The 16,835-nt window shown below is 67.3% G+C and carries 14 protein-coding genes; 4 read left to right on the top strand and 10 right to left on the bottom strand.

The features are described from left to right. Positions 1 to 66: 66 nt before the first annotated feature. Positions 67 to 996, top strand: coding sequence for a histone deacetylase family protein (locus J7U37_RS04435; RefSeq protein ID WP_247634932.1), 930 nt, complete (start codon positions 67 to 69; stop codon positions 994 to 996). Positions 997 to 1,139: 143 nt separating this feature from the next. Here J7U37_RS04435 and ribB read toward each other — a convergent pair whose 3' ends face one another. The 3 genes from ribB to J7U37_RS04420 form a co-directional block, all read right to left on the bottom strand. Then, entirely contained in the window at positions 1,140 to 2,216 is a 1,077-nt protein-coding gene (ribB, locus tag J7U37_RS04430) for a 3,4-dihydroxy-2-butanone-4-phosphate synthase (RefSeq protein ID WP_247634931.1), read from the bottom strand. Between the two features lie 51 nt (positions 2,217 to 2,267). Further along, positions 2,268 to 3,371 (bottom strand): chorismate synthase, encoded by a 1,104-nt coding sequence (aroC, locus tag J7U37_RS04425; protein WP_056479219.1) that lies wholly within the window; start codon positions 3,369 to 3,371, stop codon positions 2,268 to 2,270. A 94-nt stretch (positions 3,372 to 3,465) separates the two neighbouring features. Next, a complete protein-coding gene (locus J7U37_RS04420) occupies positions 3,466 to 4,605 on the bottom strand; it encodes an anhydro-N-acetylmuramic acid kinase (RefSeq protein WP_247634930.1) in 1,140 nt (379 codons plus the stop codon). A 120-nt stretch (positions 4,606 to 4,725) separates the two neighbouring features. Between J7U37_RS04420 and tyrS the strand changes: the two genes are divergently transcribed. Continuing rightward, positions 4,726 to 6,024: a tyrosine--tRNA ligase gene (gene tyrS / locus J7U37_RS04415; protein ID WP_247634929.1), complete on the top strand. Its 1,299-nt coding sequence runs from the start codon at positions 4,726 to 4,728 to the stop codon at positions 6,022 to 6,024. A gap of 96 nt (positions 6,025 to 6,120) precedes the next feature. On the opposite strand, the gene J7U37_RS04410 is transcribed toward tyrS, so the two are convergent. The 3 genes from J7U37_RS04410 to J7U37_RS04400 form a co-directional block, all read right to left on the bottom strand. Further along, the gene (locus tag J7U37_RS04410) at positions 6,121 to 6,960 is read right to left on the bottom strand and encodes a GGDEF domain-containing protein (protein ID WP_247634928.1); all 840 of its coding nucleotides are present in this window, start codon (positions 6,958 to 6,960) and stop codon (positions 6,121 to 6,123) included. Between the two features lie 213 nt (positions 6,961 to 7,173). Then, positions 7,174 to 7,359 carry a hypothetical protein gene (locus tag J7U37_RS04405; RefSeq protein ID WP_247634927.1) on the bottom strand — a complete coding sequence of 62 codons (186 nt, stop codon included), beginning with the start codon at positions 7,357 to 7,359 and terminating at the stop codon, positions 7,174 to 7,176. 183 nt (positions 7,360 to 7,542) lie between these two features. Further along, positions 7,543 to 10,992, bottom strand: a complete 3,450-nt coding sequence (locus J7U37_RS04400) for a DUF3971 domain-containing protein (protein WP_247634926.1) — start codon at positions 10,990 to 10,992, stop codon at positions 7,543 to 7,545. Positions 10,993 to 11,165: 173 nt separating this feature from the next. On the opposite strand from J7U37_RS04400, the gene J7U37_RS04395 reads away from it, so the two are divergent. After that, positions 11,166 to 11,633, top strand: coding sequence for a peroxiredoxin (locus J7U37_RS04395; RefSeq protein WP_247634980.1), 468 nt, complete (start codon positions 11,166 to 11,168; stop codon positions 11,631 to 11,633). A gap of 160 nt (positions 11,634 to 11,793) precedes the next feature. After that, complete coding sequence (locus J7U37_RS04390) at positions 11,794 to 12,930, top strand: M23 family metallopeptidase (RefSeq protein ID WP_247634925.1); 1,137 nt, start codon at positions 11,794 to 11,796, stop codon at positions 12,928 to 12,930. A gap of 33 nt (positions 12,931 to 12,963) precedes the next feature. On the opposite strand, the gene prfB is transcribed toward J7U37_RS04390, so the two are convergent. From prfB to J7U37_RS04370, 4 genes are all read right to left on the bottom strand, one after another. Continuing rightward, positions 12,964 to 14,092 (bottom strand): peptide chain release factor 2 gene (prfB, locus tag J7U37_RS04385; protein WP_156375915.1). Its coding sequence is split into 2 segments (ribosomal slippage): positions 12,964 to 14,022 and positions 14,024 to 14,092, totalling 1,128 coding nucleotides; the frame shifts between segments, so codons are not numbered across the junction. Between the two features lie 390 nt (positions 14,093 to 14,482). After that, complete coding sequence (locus J7U37_RS04380; protein WP_056189683.1) at positions 14,483 to 14,800, bottom strand: hypothetical protein; 318 nt, start codon at positions 14,798 to 14,800, stop codon at positions 14,483 to 14,485. Positions 14,801 to 15,005: 205 nt separating this feature from the next. Beyond that, positions 15,006 to 15,218 carry a hypothetical protein gene (locus J7U37_RS04375; RefSeq protein WP_056189261.1) on the bottom strand — a complete coding sequence of 71 codons (213 nt, stop codon included), beginning with the start codon at positions 15,216 to 15,218 and terminating at the stop codon, positions 15,006 to 15,008. A 176-nt stretch (positions 15,219 to 15,394) separates the two neighbouring features. Then, positions 15,395 to 16,627 carry an LL-diaminopimelate aminotransferase gene (locus J7U37_RS04370; RefSeq protein WP_247634924.1) on the bottom strand — a complete coding sequence of 411 codons (1,233 nt, stop codon included), beginning with the start codon at positions 16,625 to 16,627 and terminating at the stop codon, positions 15,395 to 15,397. Between the last annotated feature and the right edge of the window lie 208 nt (positions 16,628 to 16,835).

Genomic DNA, 16,835 nt, shown 5'->3' with positions numbered 1-16,835 from the left:
TGTGATACATTGGCACCATGTGTTGCGGGAATGCCGCAGCACAGGTTCGCCACCGGAGGGACGACCGTGACGACGCTGTACGTGAGCCATCCGTCCGCCCTCGACCATGCCATGCCCGAAGGGCATCCCGAACGGGCTGATCGCATCCGCGCCGTCGAGCGGGCGCTGGAGGACGAGCGCTTCGCGGGATTGCTCCGCGGGCTGGCACCGAAAGCCGACGCCTCCGTTCCGGCCCTGGTCCATCCCGTCCCCTACGTCCAGGCGATCATCGAAGCGTCGCCGATGGACGGCTACGTCCAGATCGACGGCGACACCCTACTGTCGCCCGGTACCCTCGAAGCCGCGCTGCGCGGGGTCGGCGGCGCGGTCCATGCGGTCGATGCCGTGATGGCGGGCGAATGCACCAACGCCTTCGTGGCCATGCGCCCGCCGGGGCACCATGCCGAGCGCATGACCGCCATGGGGTTCTGCCTGTTCAACAACGCCGCCATCGCGGCCCGCCATGCCCGGGAGGCGTACGGGACGAGCCGGGTCGCGATCGTCGATTGGGACGTCCACCACGGCAACGGAACCCAGGACATCTTCTGGGACGACAAATCGGTGATGTATGCCTCCACCCACGAGATGCCGCTCTTCCCGGGCACGGGGGCGGCGTCCGAGCGCGGCAACCACGACACCATCGTCAACGTGCCCCTGCGCGCCGGCGACGATAGCGAGCGCTTCCGCGAGGTCTTCGAGGCCGGCATCCTGCGCCGTCTCGACGCCTTCGCGCCCGACCTCATCATCATCTCGGCTGGGTTCGATGCGCACCACCTCGACCCGCTCGGACACGTCCAGCTGACGGAAGCCGATTTCGGCTGGGCGACGCGCCGTCTGGTGGACCTCGCCGCCAAGCATTCAGGCGGCCGCGTGGTCTCCGTACTGGAGGGTGGCTACAGCCTGAAGGGACTGCGACTTTCGGTGTCGGCCCATGTCGACGCCCTGATGGGCCGGTGAAGGAGCACGCCGCCCGCGGGGGCTACGCCTCAAACTCGCAAGCACCTGGGAAACCGAAAGGTCGGGCGTAAGCCTCGCTCTTCGGCGCGTGCATTCGAGGCTTGGACCGGGTGCTTGACGCGCGAGCGGACGCTTCGCGCGCCCTATCCGTCGATGCGCTCGTCACCCAGGAACTCGATCCCGAAACCGGACAGGCCCACATAGGCGCGCGACGAGGTCGCGAGGTTGCGGATCGACGCGACGCCGAGGTCGCGCAGGATCTGCGCCCCAAGTCCGATTTCCCGCCACTGGGCCACTCGCTGGGCCTCCGAACCCTCTTCGGCGAAGGGCTTCAGGGGTACGCCGGCCGTACCGTCGCGCAGGTAGACCAGAACGCCCCGGCCTTCCTGAGCGAAGCGGCGCATCACCGCCTCGATTTGACGGCCCCCCTCGATCACGTCGGCGACCACATTGGAGCGGTGGAGCCGCACCAGCACGTCCTTGCCATCGCCGATGCGGCCATGGACGAAGGCGAATTGTTGCACGGTCTCGAACGGCGTGGTGTAGGCGTAGCCCGTCATTTCGCCGAACTCGGTCTTCACCGGGAAGGTGCTGACCCGCTCGACAAGCGTTTCGCGCGCTTGCCGGTAGGCGATCAGATCGGCCACCGAAACCCGCTTAAGCTTGTGAAGGTCCGCGAAGGCGGTGATCTGCGGGCCCTTCATCACGGTGCCGTCGTCGTTAGCGAGTTCACAGATGACGCCGACCGGCGGCAATCCGGCGAGCTTGCACAGGTCGACGGCCGCCTCGGTGTGGCCGGAGCGCATGAGTACGCCGCCATCCTTGGCGATCAGCGGGAAGACATGGCCGGGACGGACGAAATCGTCCTCGCCCATGTTGCCGTTGGCCAGCGCCCGCACGGTGTTGCAGCGCTGCTCGGCCGAGATGCCGGTGGTCAGCCCGTGCTTGGTGTCCACCGTGACCGTGAAGGCGGTGCCGAGCGGCGCGTCGTTCGAGGCCACCATCGGGTCGAGGCGAAGGCGCCGGGCCTCGGCGCGGGTCAGAGGCGCGCAGACGATGCCGCAGGTGTTGCGGATGATGAACGCCATCTTCTCCGGGGTGCAGAGCGAGGCCGCGACGACGAGATCGCCCTCGTTCTCGCGGTCGTCGTCATCGGTGACGACGACGATCTCGCCGCGGGCATAGGCCTCGATGGCCTCGGTGACTTGGGTGTGGGGCACGGGCTGTCTCTTGACGTTTCGCGGATCGGACGATGGCGGGCGCAAGCGGGATCAGTCCCGCGCGCCGACCTGCCCCCGATGGCGCAGATAGTGATCGGCGAGGACGCACGCCATCATGGCTTCGGCCACCGGTACGGCGCGAATGCCGACGCAGGGGTCGTGCCGCCCTTTGGTGATGAGGTCGACGTCGCGGTTGTCACGGGTGACGCTCATGCGCGGGGTCAGGATCGACGAAGTCGGCTTCACGGCGAAGCGGCACACGATGGGCTGTCCGGTGGAGATGCCACCGAGGACGCCGCCCGCATGGTTGGCCAGGAAGGTCGGGGCGCCGGCATTGCCGGACCGCATCTCGTCGGCATTGTCTTCGCCGCGCAGGGCCGCGGAGGCGAAGCCGTCGCCGATCTCGACGCCCTTCACGGCGTTGATCGACATCATGGCGGCGGCGAGATCCGCGTCGAGCTTGCCGTAGATCGGCGCCCCGAGTCCGGGGGGCACGCCCTCGGCCACCACCTCGATCACGGCGCCAACCGACGAGCCGTCTTTGCGGATGCCGTCGAGAAAGTCTTCGTAAAAGCTTGCCGTCTCGGGATCGGGGCAGAAGAACGGATTGGCGTTCACCGCCTCCCAATCCCAGCGCGACCGGTCGATGGCGTGCGGTCCCATCTGCACCAGGGCGGCGCGGATGGTGACGCCGGCAGGCAGGACCTTGCGGGCGACGGCGCCCGCCGCGACCCGCGCGGCGGTCTCGCGCGCCGAGGAGCGCCCGCCGCCGCGATAGTCGCGGATGCCGTACTTCGCGTCGTAGGCGTAGTCGGCGTGGCCCGGCCGGTAGCTGTCGCGGATCTCGGAATAATCCTTCGAGCGCTGGTCGGTATTCTCGATTTCGAGGGCGATCGGGGTGCCGGTGGTCAACTGGACGCCGCCGGTGCGGTCGTCGGCGAAGACGCCCGAGAGAATGCGGACCTGATCGGGTTCGCGCCGCTGCGTGGTGAAGCGCGACTGCCCGGGCTTGCGCCGATCGAGTTCCGCCTGGATGTCTTCCGCCGACAGGGCCAATCCGGGCGGACAGCCATCGACCACGCAGCCGAGGGCGACCCCGTGGCTCTCGCCGAAGGTGGTGACGCGAAACAGGTGTCCGAACGTATTGTGCGACATGGCGCACCCGCTCTAGCGCGGGTTTGCCCCGAGGGCCAGCGCGGGGCCATGCGCCGGTTCGGGGACGACCGTGCGCCAGGACACGGGCCGAACCTTAAGCCTCCGGTCGTGCCAGCACGCCGCCGGTCGTTGGTTCACGGACGCCGGTGGTGGACGGGAAGGTGATCGGCAGGCCCTTCACCGAGCGCACCGCGAGATGCGCGAAGGCCTGCGCCTCGAGATAGGCCGAGGACCAGCCGATGGCGTCGGCCGTCGTGATCTCGGCGCGCAGGTGATAATTCAGCAGGCGCACCAGTTCGCCGTTGCGAGCGCCGCCGCCGGCCACGATCCAGCGTGCGGGTATCTCGGGCGCGTGGTCGAGGGCGCGCGCCACCGCCCGCGCGGTAAACGCTGTGAGCGTCGCCGCGCCGTCCTCGGTGGAGAGCTGGCCCGCGAGCTTGTGCGAGAACCAGTTCCGGTCGAGCGATTTCGGCGGGCGCCGGGCGAAGAACGGGTGGATCAGCAGCCAGGCGAGCAGCGGCTCGTCGGGCCGGCCGCGGGCGGCGGTGCGGCCGCCGTCGTCGAGGGGGCGGCCGGTGCGCTCGCGCATCCAGTCGTCGATCAGGGCATTGCCGGGTCCGGTGTCGAACGCGATGACGTCGCCGTTCGCCGACAGGATCGTGGCGTTGGCGACGCCGCCGATGTTCAGGATGCCCAGCGCCCCTTCGAAGCCGGAGGCGCGGGCCAGCGCCTGGTGGAACACCGGTACCAGGGGGGCTCCCTGCCCACCCGCCAGCACGTCGGCGTGGCGCAGATCCGAGACCACGGCGATGCCGAGGCGGCGGCTGAGGGCCGCGCCGTCGCCGATCTGCACGCTCATGCGCTGGTCCGGCCGGTGCACCACGGTCTGGCCGTGGAAGCCGACCACATCGATATCGGCGGCCGTGAGGCCGTTATCGGCCAGGAAGCTCTCGACCGCCTCGGCGTGGGCTGCGGTGACGAAGGCCTCGGCCTCGGCAAGGCATCCCGGACGGTCCTCGCGCGCGTTAATGCCCTCCGCATCGATCAGCGCTTGGCGCAGCAGGGACCGATCATCGTCCGAGTAGCCGCGATAGCCCGTGGGCCCGAGGGGTTCGAGATAGCCGTTATGGCTCACCACCACCCGCACGGTCTCGCCGTCCGTCTCGATCAGCGCGACGTCGACGCCGTCGAGGGACGTGCCGCTCATCAGTCCGATCGCGCGCATCATCGCCATGGTTTCCGCCCCGTGCCTTCCGTGTGCAGCCCTGCTAAGAGCCGCTCAGATCCCGTGCGGTGCTATCACGCGGCCTTCGACCCTGTCCCGCGCCGCGATTCCCTCGAACCGGAACTTCGCATGTCCTCCGACGCCACCCAGGTTGCTCCCGCCGCAGCGCCCTTCCAGCCGCAATCCGAGTTCCTGAAGGTCCTCACCGAGCGTGGCTACATCCACCAGGGATCGGACCTCGCCGGCATCGACGCGGCCGCGCGCGAGGGCCGCCTGACGGCCTATGTCGGCTACGACTGCACCGCCGCGTCCCTGCATGTGGGTCACCTCCTGTCGATCATGATGCTGCACTGGCTTCAGGCCACCGGCGGCACTCCGATCACCCTGATGGGCGGCGGCACGACGCGGGTCGGCGACCCCTCGGGCCGCGACGAATCACGCAAGATCCTCACCCTGGAGCAGATCGAGGAGAACAAGGCCGGCATCCAGAAGACCTTCTCGCGGTTTCTGAACTTCGGTGACGGTGGCAATGCTGCGACGATGGTCGATAATGCCGAGTGGCTGACCAAGCTGAACTACATCGAGATGCTGCGCGACATCGGGCGCCACTTCTCGGTCAACCGCATGATGTCGATGGACAGCGTGCGCATGCGTCTGGAGCGCGATCAGGAACTGTCGTTCCTCGAATTCAACTACATGATCCTGCAATCCTACGACTTCGTCGAGCTGAATCGCCGCTACGCCTGCGTGCTTCAGATGGGCGGCTCCGACCAGTGGGGTAACATCGTCAACGGCATCGATCTCGGCCGTCGCATGGGCACGCCGCAGCTTTACGGGCTCACCTGCCCGCTCCTCACCACCGCTTCGGGCGCCAAGATGGGCAAGACCGCGGCCGGCGCGGTCTGGCTGGATGCCGGGATGCTGAGCCCGTACGATTACTGGCAGTTCTGGCGCAACACCGAGGACGCCGATGTCGGCCGCTTCCTCAAGCTGTTCACGCTGCTGCCGATGGACGAGATCACGCGCCTCGAAGCCCTTCCCGGTGCCGGCATCAACGAGGCCAAGAAGGTGTTGGCCACCGAGGCCACCGCCCTGATGCATGGCCGCGAGGCTGCAGACGCCGCGGCCGAGACCGCGCGGAAGACCTTCGTGGAAGGCACGGTGGCGCAGGATTTGCCGAGCATCACGGTCTCGGCCGATCTGCTGGACGCCGGCCTCGGCGTACTCTCGGCCTTCGGGCCCGAATACGCCAAGCTTCTGCCCTCCACCAGCGAAGGCAGGCGTCAGATCAAGAGCGGGGGCCTGCGTGTCAACGATGTGCCGGTCACCGACGAACGGGCGGTGCTGCGCCACGCCGACCTGTCGGCAGATGGTGTGATCAAGCTCTCGTTCGGCCGCAAGAAGCACGTGCTGGTGCGGGTGGGCTGAAGCGGGGACGTCCCGTCACCGGCACGTCGTTTCGGACCAGGATACCGCCGGCAGGCCCGATGACTGCCTGCGGCCCGGACGGCGTGGCGCCCGGGCTCAGGCAAACCGCTGCTGTGGGGTCCCGGAATCCGAGAGGGTATCGGTCGCCGGTTCGATCAACGAATTTTCCGCTTCGACGCGATTGCGACCCGCCCGTTTGGCGCGATAGAGGGCGGCATCGGCAACCTGCAGCAGGTCTATGAGGGTGCTACCCGTCACCGGCGCCGCGGCACAGCCGATACTAACGGTCATGCCGGGCCGGCCCGTGGCCGGCCCGTCGGTCTCGACGCTCAAGCGAATTGCCTCGGCGAGACGGGCGCCGTCCGAGCGGGTTCCACCCGGAATCAGACAGACGAACTCCTCGCCTCCGATCCGAGCCAGGACCGGTTCGCCGAGCCTTTCGGTCGACCGCGGCTGTGTCTCGCGCAGGCTCCTGGCCGTCTGGCGCAGGAGCGCCGCGAAGCGGATCAGAGCCGCGTCACCGGCCGAATGCCCGCCGCTGTCGTTGATCCGCTTGAAATGATCGATGTCGAGCATCAGCACGGCCCTGTCCCGGTGCTGTGCCGCGAGCCCCTCGGCGCAATCAAAGAACGCGCGCCGGTTCAGCAATCCGGTCAGGCCATCGGTGGTCGCCACCTTGCGCTGGCGCTCCGCTTCGTTCCCGAGTTCCAGCGTGGTCACGGCCAGGATCAGGACGATGCAGATCACCAGATACAGCATCAGCCACAGCGCCGCCCGGGTCCGGGCCTGATCGAGCGGGACGACGATGTCCTGCTGGACGGCCGAGTAGGCCGTCAGTCCAAGAGAGGCGATCGAGAGCAGCCAGAGCAGAAACGCGGCAAGAACGCGGTTGGGGGTTGGCCGTACCTGATCCGGCCGCAGCATCTCCATCGACATGGCGATGCAATAGGCCGTGAAGCCGAGGGTTGCGACGACGTTGCGAAGTTGCTCGCCCGCGAAGAAGGCCGGCACCAGGCAGGCTGCCGTCCAGACCGTCGTGCCGGCCCAGATCGCGATCGGAGAATGCGACCGGTGGTGGACGAGTCGGACCGCCGCCCACAGGAAGGCAAAGGTCTGGATGAAGCAGACCTGGGCGAGCCAAATCGCGACTCAGTCCGGCGCGATCTGGCGCAGCATGAAGAGCAGGCATCCCGCCGTCGCGCTGGTCGCCGAGGCGGCGATCCAGAGATGGATGCGGGCGGCGCGGCCGCTGACCCACAATACCCAGAAGTAGACCGCAATACCAAAGTCGATCACCGTCGTGGCGATGAGCAGAGTAGCGATGTCGAGGGTCACGTCATAGTCCGTCGTTTGTCAGAATCCTGTTCTAGAGTTTGTCAGGGATGAGTGGAAATCGGTTATCCCGATAAGACAAACGAAAACCAAAGACCCGAGAGTCTGGCTGGTTCAGAATGAACCGGACTGACTCTCGTCCCGTCTGGCTGCGGTCCTGCTACCGCTGTCTCGGACTGACTCCGTTCAGCGCTCGGTTTCGTCCATCGGCGGTCCGGCTGCGACGCCGTCGTTGCCGCCGCCGGCGCTGAATAGCTTGCGCAGAATGCCGGGTGCCAGTGCCGAGAGCGGGTTCACGCTCACATCCGGCTTGGCGAGGCGTCCCGAGACGCGGAAGTTGAGGGCGAAAAGCCCTTCGTTTCGGCCGCCGCCGAGGAGTTGGCCGAGGATCGGCAGTTGCGAGACGACGTTGTTGAGGCCGTAGAGCGGTACGAACGTGCCGTTGATGTCGGTGCGTTCCTTGGCGGTGTCGAGGTAACCCGTCATGGTGAAGCCCATGGCGGGATTCGAGATCGCCGCATCGCTGATGTCGATCCGGCTCCCCGTACGGGTGAAGATCGCCCGAAGCCGGTCGAATTCCACGTCGTTCCCGGCGTTCTGGACCACGTATTTCCGGCCGCGCGCATCGGTGACCTCGCTGGTCGCCGGTCCTTGGGCCATGATGCTCGACAGCGCGGGTTCGTTGCGCAGGATGAAGTTGCGGATCTGGACCGAGCCCGGCTGCGGCCCGTCGTTCAGCGAACTGCTCATGATCAGCTTGCCGCCGTACATGCGCTTATAGATGTCGGCGAAACGGAGCGCCGAGCCGGCATCCAGCGTCTCGATGGCGATGCTCGATCCGCCGCGATCGGCATGGGTGATCTGGGCCGAGAAGGGCGCGCTGCTGAACTTTCCGAGAATGCGTCCGCTTCGGAGGTCGCGGCCGCGCAACAGGAGCTTGGCACTTGCGTTGGTCAACGCTTCTCCGTTGAAGCCGCTGACGATGGCGAGGTTGATGTCGGCGTCGATGTCTTTCGGGCTCGCTTCACGGCCGCCCTTGGCGGCCGGCCCGGTCAACCCGCGCAGGAACGGGCGCGCATCGGCCACCGCTCCCCGGACCGAGACCCGATAGGCGTTGCCGCTGGTGTGGTCGACCGACAGGCGCATGTCGTCGCCGGGCGACAGCTTGAGGGCGGTCAGGTCCGCGCGTTCGAACCCGCCCTCGCCGTTCAGGCTGATGCTGCCGCGCGCCATCAGGGGGCCGGCATCGACGCTGAGATCGCGCAGATCCTGAGCGCCGTTCGCGCCCTCCACCACCGTGAAGCTGGCGCGTCCCGGCTTGCCCGCCGCCTTGGTGACGCCGGGCAGCAGGTCGTCGCTGCCGACCCGGCTCAGATCCGCCTCCACCCGGGCCGGCGCCTTGCCGGGGCCGGGCCGGCCGATCGGCATGGTGATCCGCACCGGGATGGAGCCTGAGAGCTGCGGCGCCACCGGCAGACCCTTGCGGGCGCGGAGGGCGTCGTCGAGGGCAAAGCCGATATTGACCTCGCCCGGCGCGCCGGCCTTCGGCTGACGCAGGTCGACGGTCAGGGGGGTGCCCATCACCCGCCCCTCGCCCTTCAGGGAGAACGCCCCGCGCTCGCAGAGGATAGTGAAGCGCCCACCCTCGAGCCGATCTTTGCCGAAGACCTTGTCGACACCGATGTCGGACAGGGTGCCCTTGATGCCCACCGGCAGATCCGCCAAGTCGGGGATGTGCTTCAGGTCGAGGTGGAAGTCGATCCGCAGGTCGGCACTGCCCTTCACCGTCGCGGGATCGAGGTCGAGGCCCGTGAGGGTCTTGAACATCTTGGTCTGGAGCAGGGAGACCAGGGCATCCGCCCCCCCGCTGAGCCGCAGCCCGATCTGCGCCGTGACCATGTCGGGGGTAATCTTCGGGATGACAAACGATCCGTCCGAGATCGACAAAATCCGGTTGTCCGGCATCTGGACATCGGCCGTGACGTTGCGGATGTTGGTCGTCTGCCCCGTAATGGTGCCGGTCACGCGTCCGCGCGTCAGCGGCGGCGATTCCGGCACGACCGTCAGGGTCGCGTCCGACACGGCGAAGTTGATGTGCACCGCATTGTCGGGCATGGGCTCGCCGCGCGTCGCAGCGGCCAGTTCGGTCCCGCTCATGTCGACGCTGATGTCGACGGCGTTGACGGTCCCGCCGCGCAGATAGTCGACGAGGTAGTTGCGAGCGGGCGGCGCCACGTGTTCGGGCCACAGCCGCAGTGCCGTGCGCGCGTCGGTTGAGGCGGCGGTGATCTTCAGGGTCAGGCCGTCATCGTCGGCGGTCGTTCCGAGAGTCCCGGTGATCCGACCGGTCGCCGCCCCCGCCTTGATGGCGAAATCGTCGATGACGACGCCGCCGGCCTTACCGGTGAGGTGGGCGGAGACCGCATCGAGCGTCACCGGCCTGTCAGCCGGGCTGGCACCACGCAGCACCGCGTCCTTGCCGGCGAGCACCAGGGTCCAGGCCGTATCCGCGCCGGACGGGGCCGCCGTCCAGGCACCGGTGAGATGGACCGCATTGCCGGCGCCGCGATAATCGAGCCCGTCAAGCTTCATCGCGCGACCGGCCTCGTCCCAGCTGAGTTCGGCCACCAGGCTGTCGATGGTGACCGGGTTGAAGTCCTTCTCCTCGATCAGGACATTGCCGCCGCCGGTGCGGATTTCGGCCTTCATGGTCTCGATACGGCCGGCATCGATGGCGACGTCCGTTTTGGCCGAAACCTTCAGGTCGGTCTCGACCGGAAGCTTGGACTGACCCGACAGCAGCAGGAGATCGTTGATCGGCAGATCGTCGAGGGTGATCGTCCCGGTGCGCTTCGTGCCGCCCGCCTCGTGCAGGTCGCCGCCGAAGCGCCACTCGCCGTGCGGGCCGTCGATCCGCAATTCGAAGATACGGGCGTCCCGCACGGCATCGCGGCGGAACAGACCATTGACGTGCTCGAACACGGCGCGTTGGCGGGCGTCGTCGTCGATGAGGGTGAGCCGCCCGTTGGTGATCCGCGCCCGGTCCAGGGCCCCGATCACGCCGGCCGAGTCGAGCACGACGCCGAAGATCGAGGCGACCGTGGCGGAGATCGGTGAGACGCGGCCGAGCACCGCATCGACGCTCGGGAGGGTGTGCGGCTCGACGGACCCGGCCTGGGTCGAGTCGGAAGCCGCGAAGGCGATGCTGCCGTCCCGGTGAATCAGCGCCGTCATCTGCAGGTCGCGGAACTCGATGGCGCGGGGCAGGACCGAGAGGCGCAGGAGGCTCCAGCTGTCCAGGCTGACCACGGCCTGGGGCGCACGCACCACGAGGTCGCCCTCGGGATTGTGGATGTCGAGACCGACGACCCTCAGGGCCAGCGAGTTCTCTGAATCCAGCTCGACCGCACTGTCGCTCAGCCCGACGCGCCAGCCCGGTCCGATGCTTCCGGCGATCGCGGACGCGACCCGTTCCGAGAGTCCATCGAACCGCATCGGTCCCTGCGAAAGGCGCAGGATGAGACCGCCGACGCTCAAGACTACGATGAGCCCCAGGGCTGCCACCAGCCAGAGCAAGGCGCGCCATCGCACGCCGGGCCGCGCGGGTTGCACAACGTTGGCCGTTTCCTGGTCCATCAATCCTTGTGCCGCTGGATCGGAACGTCCCCCCGGGCTATCGAGCGGCTGTCCTACGGGTTTCGGCTTTCGCGGGGCTTATCAGGTCCGCGGCGACGCGTTTTTCGGAGCATCGGGCTCCATCGGGATGCAACCGCAGACGCACACTATCAATCAGCCGAAAGGAAGGCATGATGCCCCTCGCGACCGGAGATCAGGCGCCCGACTTCACTCTTGCGGGCACCGGTGACGAAACGATCAGTCTCAGCGCCCTAAGGGGCCGCAAGGCGATCCTGTACTTCTATCCCAAGGACGACACGAGCGGGTGTACCCTGGAGGCTCAGGGCTTCAACGCTCTCGAGGGCGACTTCGCCGCCGCTGACACCATCGTGATCGGGATTTCACCGGATTCAGTGAAAAGCCACGACAAGTTCCGCGCCAAGTACGGCCTGACCTTCCCCCTTGCGTCGGACGAGAGCAAGGCGATGCTGGAAGCCTACGGGGTCTGGGTCGAGAAGAGCATGTACGGCCGCAAATATATGGGCGTCGAGCGCACCACGCTGCTCATCGACCGCAATGGCCGCGTCGCGCGGCTCTGGCCCAAGGTGAAGGTGCCGGGACATGCCGAAGAGGTGCTGGCGGCAGCGCGGGACCTCGCCTGAAGCGAAATCTCGCAACTCGTTCGCGCCAGGACGCCTTGGCGGTTCGTTAACCCTGATTCGGCAGGGTGACGTCGTGGATCAGGTCACGCGTCCCATGTCACTGTCGTCATCGTCCTCTCGACATCAACCTCGGAAGGCGACCCCCGTCGTCCCCGGTTCCGTGGTTCGGACACGCCTCCTCGCGGGAGCGCTGGCCCTGGCCGTGGCCTGGGCCGGCGGGGCGACATACTACCTCGTCTTTCACGACGAAGTCCTCGCCCGATTCGTCTCCCAGCAAAGCGCAATCCAGTATGGATACGAGGAGCGCATCGGCGCCCTGCGCCTGCAACTCGACCGGGTGACGATGGAGCAGGCCGCCGCGCGGGACGGTATCACCCAGCGCCTGGCCGAACTCGTCCGCCGTCAGGCCGCGATGGAAGCCCGTCAGGCCGCCATCGCCACTCTGGCAGGGGAACCCGGCCCGTCCCTGCCCGGCGCAACTCCGGTCGAGGAGCGGGCTGCCGAGACATCATCGAAGCCGGCCAATGGATCGAAGCCCTATCCGACTCCCGACACGCTGCAACTTCGTACCCAGGACGACCTCGCACCTGGGCGCCAGTCGGCCAGGGCCGTGGAGGGACGGCTCGCCTCGCTGGAGCAGCGCCTCGACGGACTCGCCGAAGCGCAGTCCCGCGTGCTCAACCGCATCGGCCTGCGGGCCGGCCAGGGCGCCCAGCGCCTTCGCGGTCTCGTCGTCCGGCTCGGGCTGGACCCTGCGCGCTTCGAACGCGAGTCCACCGGCGGCATCGGCGGCCCCCTGGTTCCGCTCGATCCCGATGCGTTCGGCCTTTCTTTGGCTCAGGCCCAGCGCTCGCTCGCCGACGAGGCGCGCCTCCGCCGCATCGCGGCCACGCTGCCGGTGCGGCGTCCCCTGTCGGGGGAGTTCAGCCTGTCGAGCAATTTTGGAGGGCGGCTCGATCCGTTCACGCGCAGTTATGCCATGCATACCGGCATGGACCTGCGGGCGGAGACCGGCGAGCCGGCCCGTGCCACCGCGGCCGGACGCGTCACGCTGGCGGATTACAACGGCGGTTACGGCAACATGGTGGAGGTCGATCACGGCCATGGCCTGATCACCCGTTACGCCCACCTCTCGGCCTTCGACGTGGTGCCGGGGCAGTGGGTCGAACCCGGAGCGATCGTCGGCCGCGTCGGATCGACCGGGCGCTCGACCGGCAGTCACTTGCATTACGAGACCCGGATTGACGGCGAGCCCGTCGATCCGATCCGCTTCCTGAAGGTCGCCGAGGCGCTTTGAGGGTCGCCGCGGCGCTCCGAGAGCGCCCCTGCCCTACTCGATGTCCTCGACCACGTCGGCGCCGCCATAGACGCGTTGGGCCAGGGAGGCTTCCATGAATGGATCGAGGGAGCCATCCAGCACCGCGTCGGGATCGGTCGATTGCGTGCCGGTCCGCAGGTCCTTTACCAGTTGGTACGGTTGCAGCACGTAGCTTCGGATCTGGTGACCCCAGCCAATGTCGGTCTTGGCGGCGGCCTCGGCGCTGGCCTTCTCCTCCCGCTTCTTCAACTCGGCCTCGTACATGCGGGCGCGCAGCATGTTCCAGGCGGTCGCCCGGTTCTTGTGCTGCGAGCGCTCCTGCTGGCACGCCACCACGATACCCGTCGGAATGTGCGTGATGCGCACTGCCGAATCGGTGGTGTTGACGTGCTGGCCACCGGCACCGGACGACCGGTAGGTATCGATGCGGCAGTCGGATTCCTTGATCTCGATCTCAATCCGGTCGTCGATGACCGGATAGACCCAGACGCTGGCAAAGCTGGTGTGCCGCCTTGCGCTCGAATCGTAGGGTGAGATCCGCACCAGCCGATGCACGCCCGACTCGGTCTTGAGCCAGCCATAGGCATTGTGGCCCTTGATCAGGAGCGTCGCACCCTTGATCCCGGCCTCGTCGCCATCCGACCACTCGACGATCTCGACCTTGTACTTCCGGCGTTCGGCCCAGCGTCCATACATGCGCTGGAGCATGTTGGCCCAGTCCTGGCTCTCGGTGCCGCCGGCGCCCGAATGCACTTCGAGGTAGGTGTCGAAGCCGTCGGCTTCGCCGGAGAGCAGAGTCTCGATCTGGCGGCGCGCGGCCTCCTTCTCGACGGCGCGCACGCCGGCCTCACCTTCCTGAATGGTGGCTTCGTCTCCCTCCATCTCGCCGAGTTCGATCAGCGTATGGGCGTCCTCGAGGTCTTGGGACAGCTTCTTGATCGCGTTGACCGCATCATCGAGCTGGGTGCGCTCGCGCATCACCTTCTGGGCCGCCTCGGCGTCGTTCCAGAGTTCGGGGTTCTCGGAAGCTGCGTTCAGCTCCGCGAGACGTTTTTCGACGGTATCCCAGTCAAAGATGCCTCCTCAGCAGTCCGATCGACTGCTTGGCGGCATCCGAGAGTTGTTCGATCTCGGCGCGCATCTGGTGTTTCGGGCTCGTATTTAAGGATGTGGGATCGGGTGATACCGAGCGGACCGGATGGTGTAAACGGCGCGTGCCGAAACCTTGGGTCTGGCGTCTCCTGGGCGGACGGCATCACCGGAATCGAACGGGTTTCGGCGTACCTCGCTTGCGAGTAACGCGCTCACCGATCATCGCCGATCTTGTCCTCCATGCCTACGCGCCGGGCCGACCTCAAGAATTGACACGTGAGGCAGATCAGTCGCCCGGGCGCGCGATGGCCCCCGCCCTGGATGGGCATGTCGCATCGAATCCGCGCCGGTGTTCGTCTCGGCGGCGCAATCGGTACGGCAAGCACCTCGTCCGGCGCGGATCCGTCGCTGGAGCGGAAGGGCGGCTGCGCGACCGGCGCTAACGCAGGGCCGGGCGGACGTAGTCCGCCGGACCGATCCGGGCCGGTGCGAGGACGAATTCGCGCGGCCGGTGCTTCCTGTTCAGCGGACCTTCGCTGAGCCCATCACTGAAATAATCGGTTCCGGTCAGGCCGAAGCCGCCGCCGTTCATCACCTGCGGCACCGGAATGGCGTTCGGCACGTCCGGAACCGGACGACCACTGCTCGGGCTCGTCGGTAGAACGATCGGACCATCGGCCCCGAGATAACGCATCTGTGCCGAGGCGGCACCCGGGAGCCCGAGCGCGATCAGGCCGGCGGCGAGGACGGTTCGCATGGTCAGCACGAAGAACTCCGGTGGGCAGACAGACTCAGGGAGAAACGCGCCCGATCCCCTTATGCCTCAACCCGATGGTACTGTCCGTATCCGATCGGACGCGCTGCGGCAGGATTCGCACGGTACCCTGTGGGTAAGGCGGAGAAATCCGAAGGTGGCGCGGGGTTGGACCGGCGAGTCGCAAACGCGATCCATCGGGCCAGGGTCAGCCCTTGGCGCGAACCACCACCGAGCGCTCCTGCAGGATCGGCTCGCAATTGGTGTGATAGGCGTTCAGCACGGTCGAGCGCGACGTGCACTCGTAGCCGAGGGTCGGCTCTGGCGCCGGCACCGGATCGCGGGCCACGATAGGCTTCGGAGCGCAGGCTCCCGCGGAGGCGCTTAGCACCAGGGCGACGGCAAGGGTCAGGCGACGCATACGTTCCTCGGGCCTCGGCGAACCGGCCGCGCGATACGGGGGAAACCCGGACGCGGCCACGCAAGACCCTGCTGACCCGGCCCCGTCGTGACAAGCACGCCGATGATCGCCGGACCGCTTTGCGGCCGCCTGTCTCCCGACCGCAACAGGCTGCGGCGGAAGCAGCCGGCGCGCGGTCAGCCCGCCTTCGACAGGGGCGCATCGGACAGCGGCACCACGTTGTGCAGGGTCTTGTCGGAGGTCTCGAAGAAGCGCCGGACATTGCGCGCCGCCTGCCGGATGCGCTGCTCGTTCTCAACCAGGGCGATGCGGACATAGTTGTCGCCGTGCTCGCCGAAGCCGATACCGGGGGCCACCGCCACGTCGGACTTCTCCAGCAGCAGCTTCGAGAACTCGAGGCTGCCCAACGCCTGGTACTTTTCCGGGATCGGCACCCAGGCGAACATCGAGGCGGAGGGCGTCGGGATCTTCCAGCCGGTCTTGCCGAAGGACTCGATCAGCGCATCACGGCGCTTCTTATAGATCGACCGCATTTCGACGATGCAGTCCTCCGGCCCGTTGAGGGCGGCAGTGGCCGCCACCTGGATCGGCGTGAAGGCGCCGTAATCGAGGTACGACTTCACCCGCGTCAGCGCCGCGAGCAGGCGCTCGTTGCCGACCGCGAAGCCCATGCGCCAGCCGGCCATGGAGAAGGTCTTCGACAGGGAGGAGAACTCGACGGTGCAGTCGATGGCGCCCGGCACTTCCAGAACGGAGGGCGGCGGATCACCGTCAAAATAGACCTCGGCATAGGCCAGATCCGACAGGATGATGATCTCGTGGCGCTTGGCGAAGGCAACGAGGTCCCGATAGAAATCGAGGCTCGCCACGTAGGCGGTCGGGTTCGAGGGGTAGCACACCACGATCGCCACCGGCTTCGGGATCGAGTGCTGCATCGCCTTCTCGACCGCGGGGAAGAAGGCCGGGGTCGGCTCGGCCGGCACGGAGCGGATCACGCCGCCGGCCATGAGGAAGCCGAAGGCATGGATCGGATAGCTCGGGTTCGGCACCAGCACCACGTCGCCCGGCGCGGTGATGGCCTGGGCCATGTTGGCGAAGCCTTCCTTCGAGCCCAGAGTCGCCACCACCTGGGTGTCGGGATGCAGGCTCACGCCGAAGCGGCGCTTATAGTAGTTCGCCTGGGCCCGGCGCAGACCGGCAATGCCCTTCGACGACGAGTAGCGATCTGTGCGCGGGCGGCCGGCGGTCTCCACCAGCTTGGCGATGACGTGCTTCGGGGCGTCGAGATCCGGGTTGCCCATGCCGAGGTCGATGATGTCGGCGCCGTTGGCGCGGGCCTGGGCCTTGATCCGGTTCACCTGCTCGAACACGTAGGGCGGCAGGCGCTTGATGCGGTGGAAGTCGGTCATGGCCTTCACGGTGTCCAGGAGCAAAGGTGGGCGCGGGATTCTCCCGACGCGCGAATCTGTCATCAACCCGAGCGGAATCGTGGTTTCGTCCGGAGGTCCCTCGGGCGGAAATCCGGACGTCTCATGGTGACCTTGCCGGGCACAGGGCCATCGCAGATATCGCGCGCTTCGCAAGGGTCTAGCAGTTTTGTGCCACGACGCCGAACGA

Origin of the sequence: Methylobacterium sp. 37f (assembly GCF_023093475.1) — a bacterium.
In the GTDB taxonomy this organism is placed as follows: domain Bacteria; phylum Pseudomonadota; class Alphaproteobacteria; order Rhizobiales; family Beijerinckiaceae; genus Methylobacterium.
Note: the sequence above shows the minus strand (reverse complement) of the source record. Positions and strands in the feature narration are given on the sequence as shown.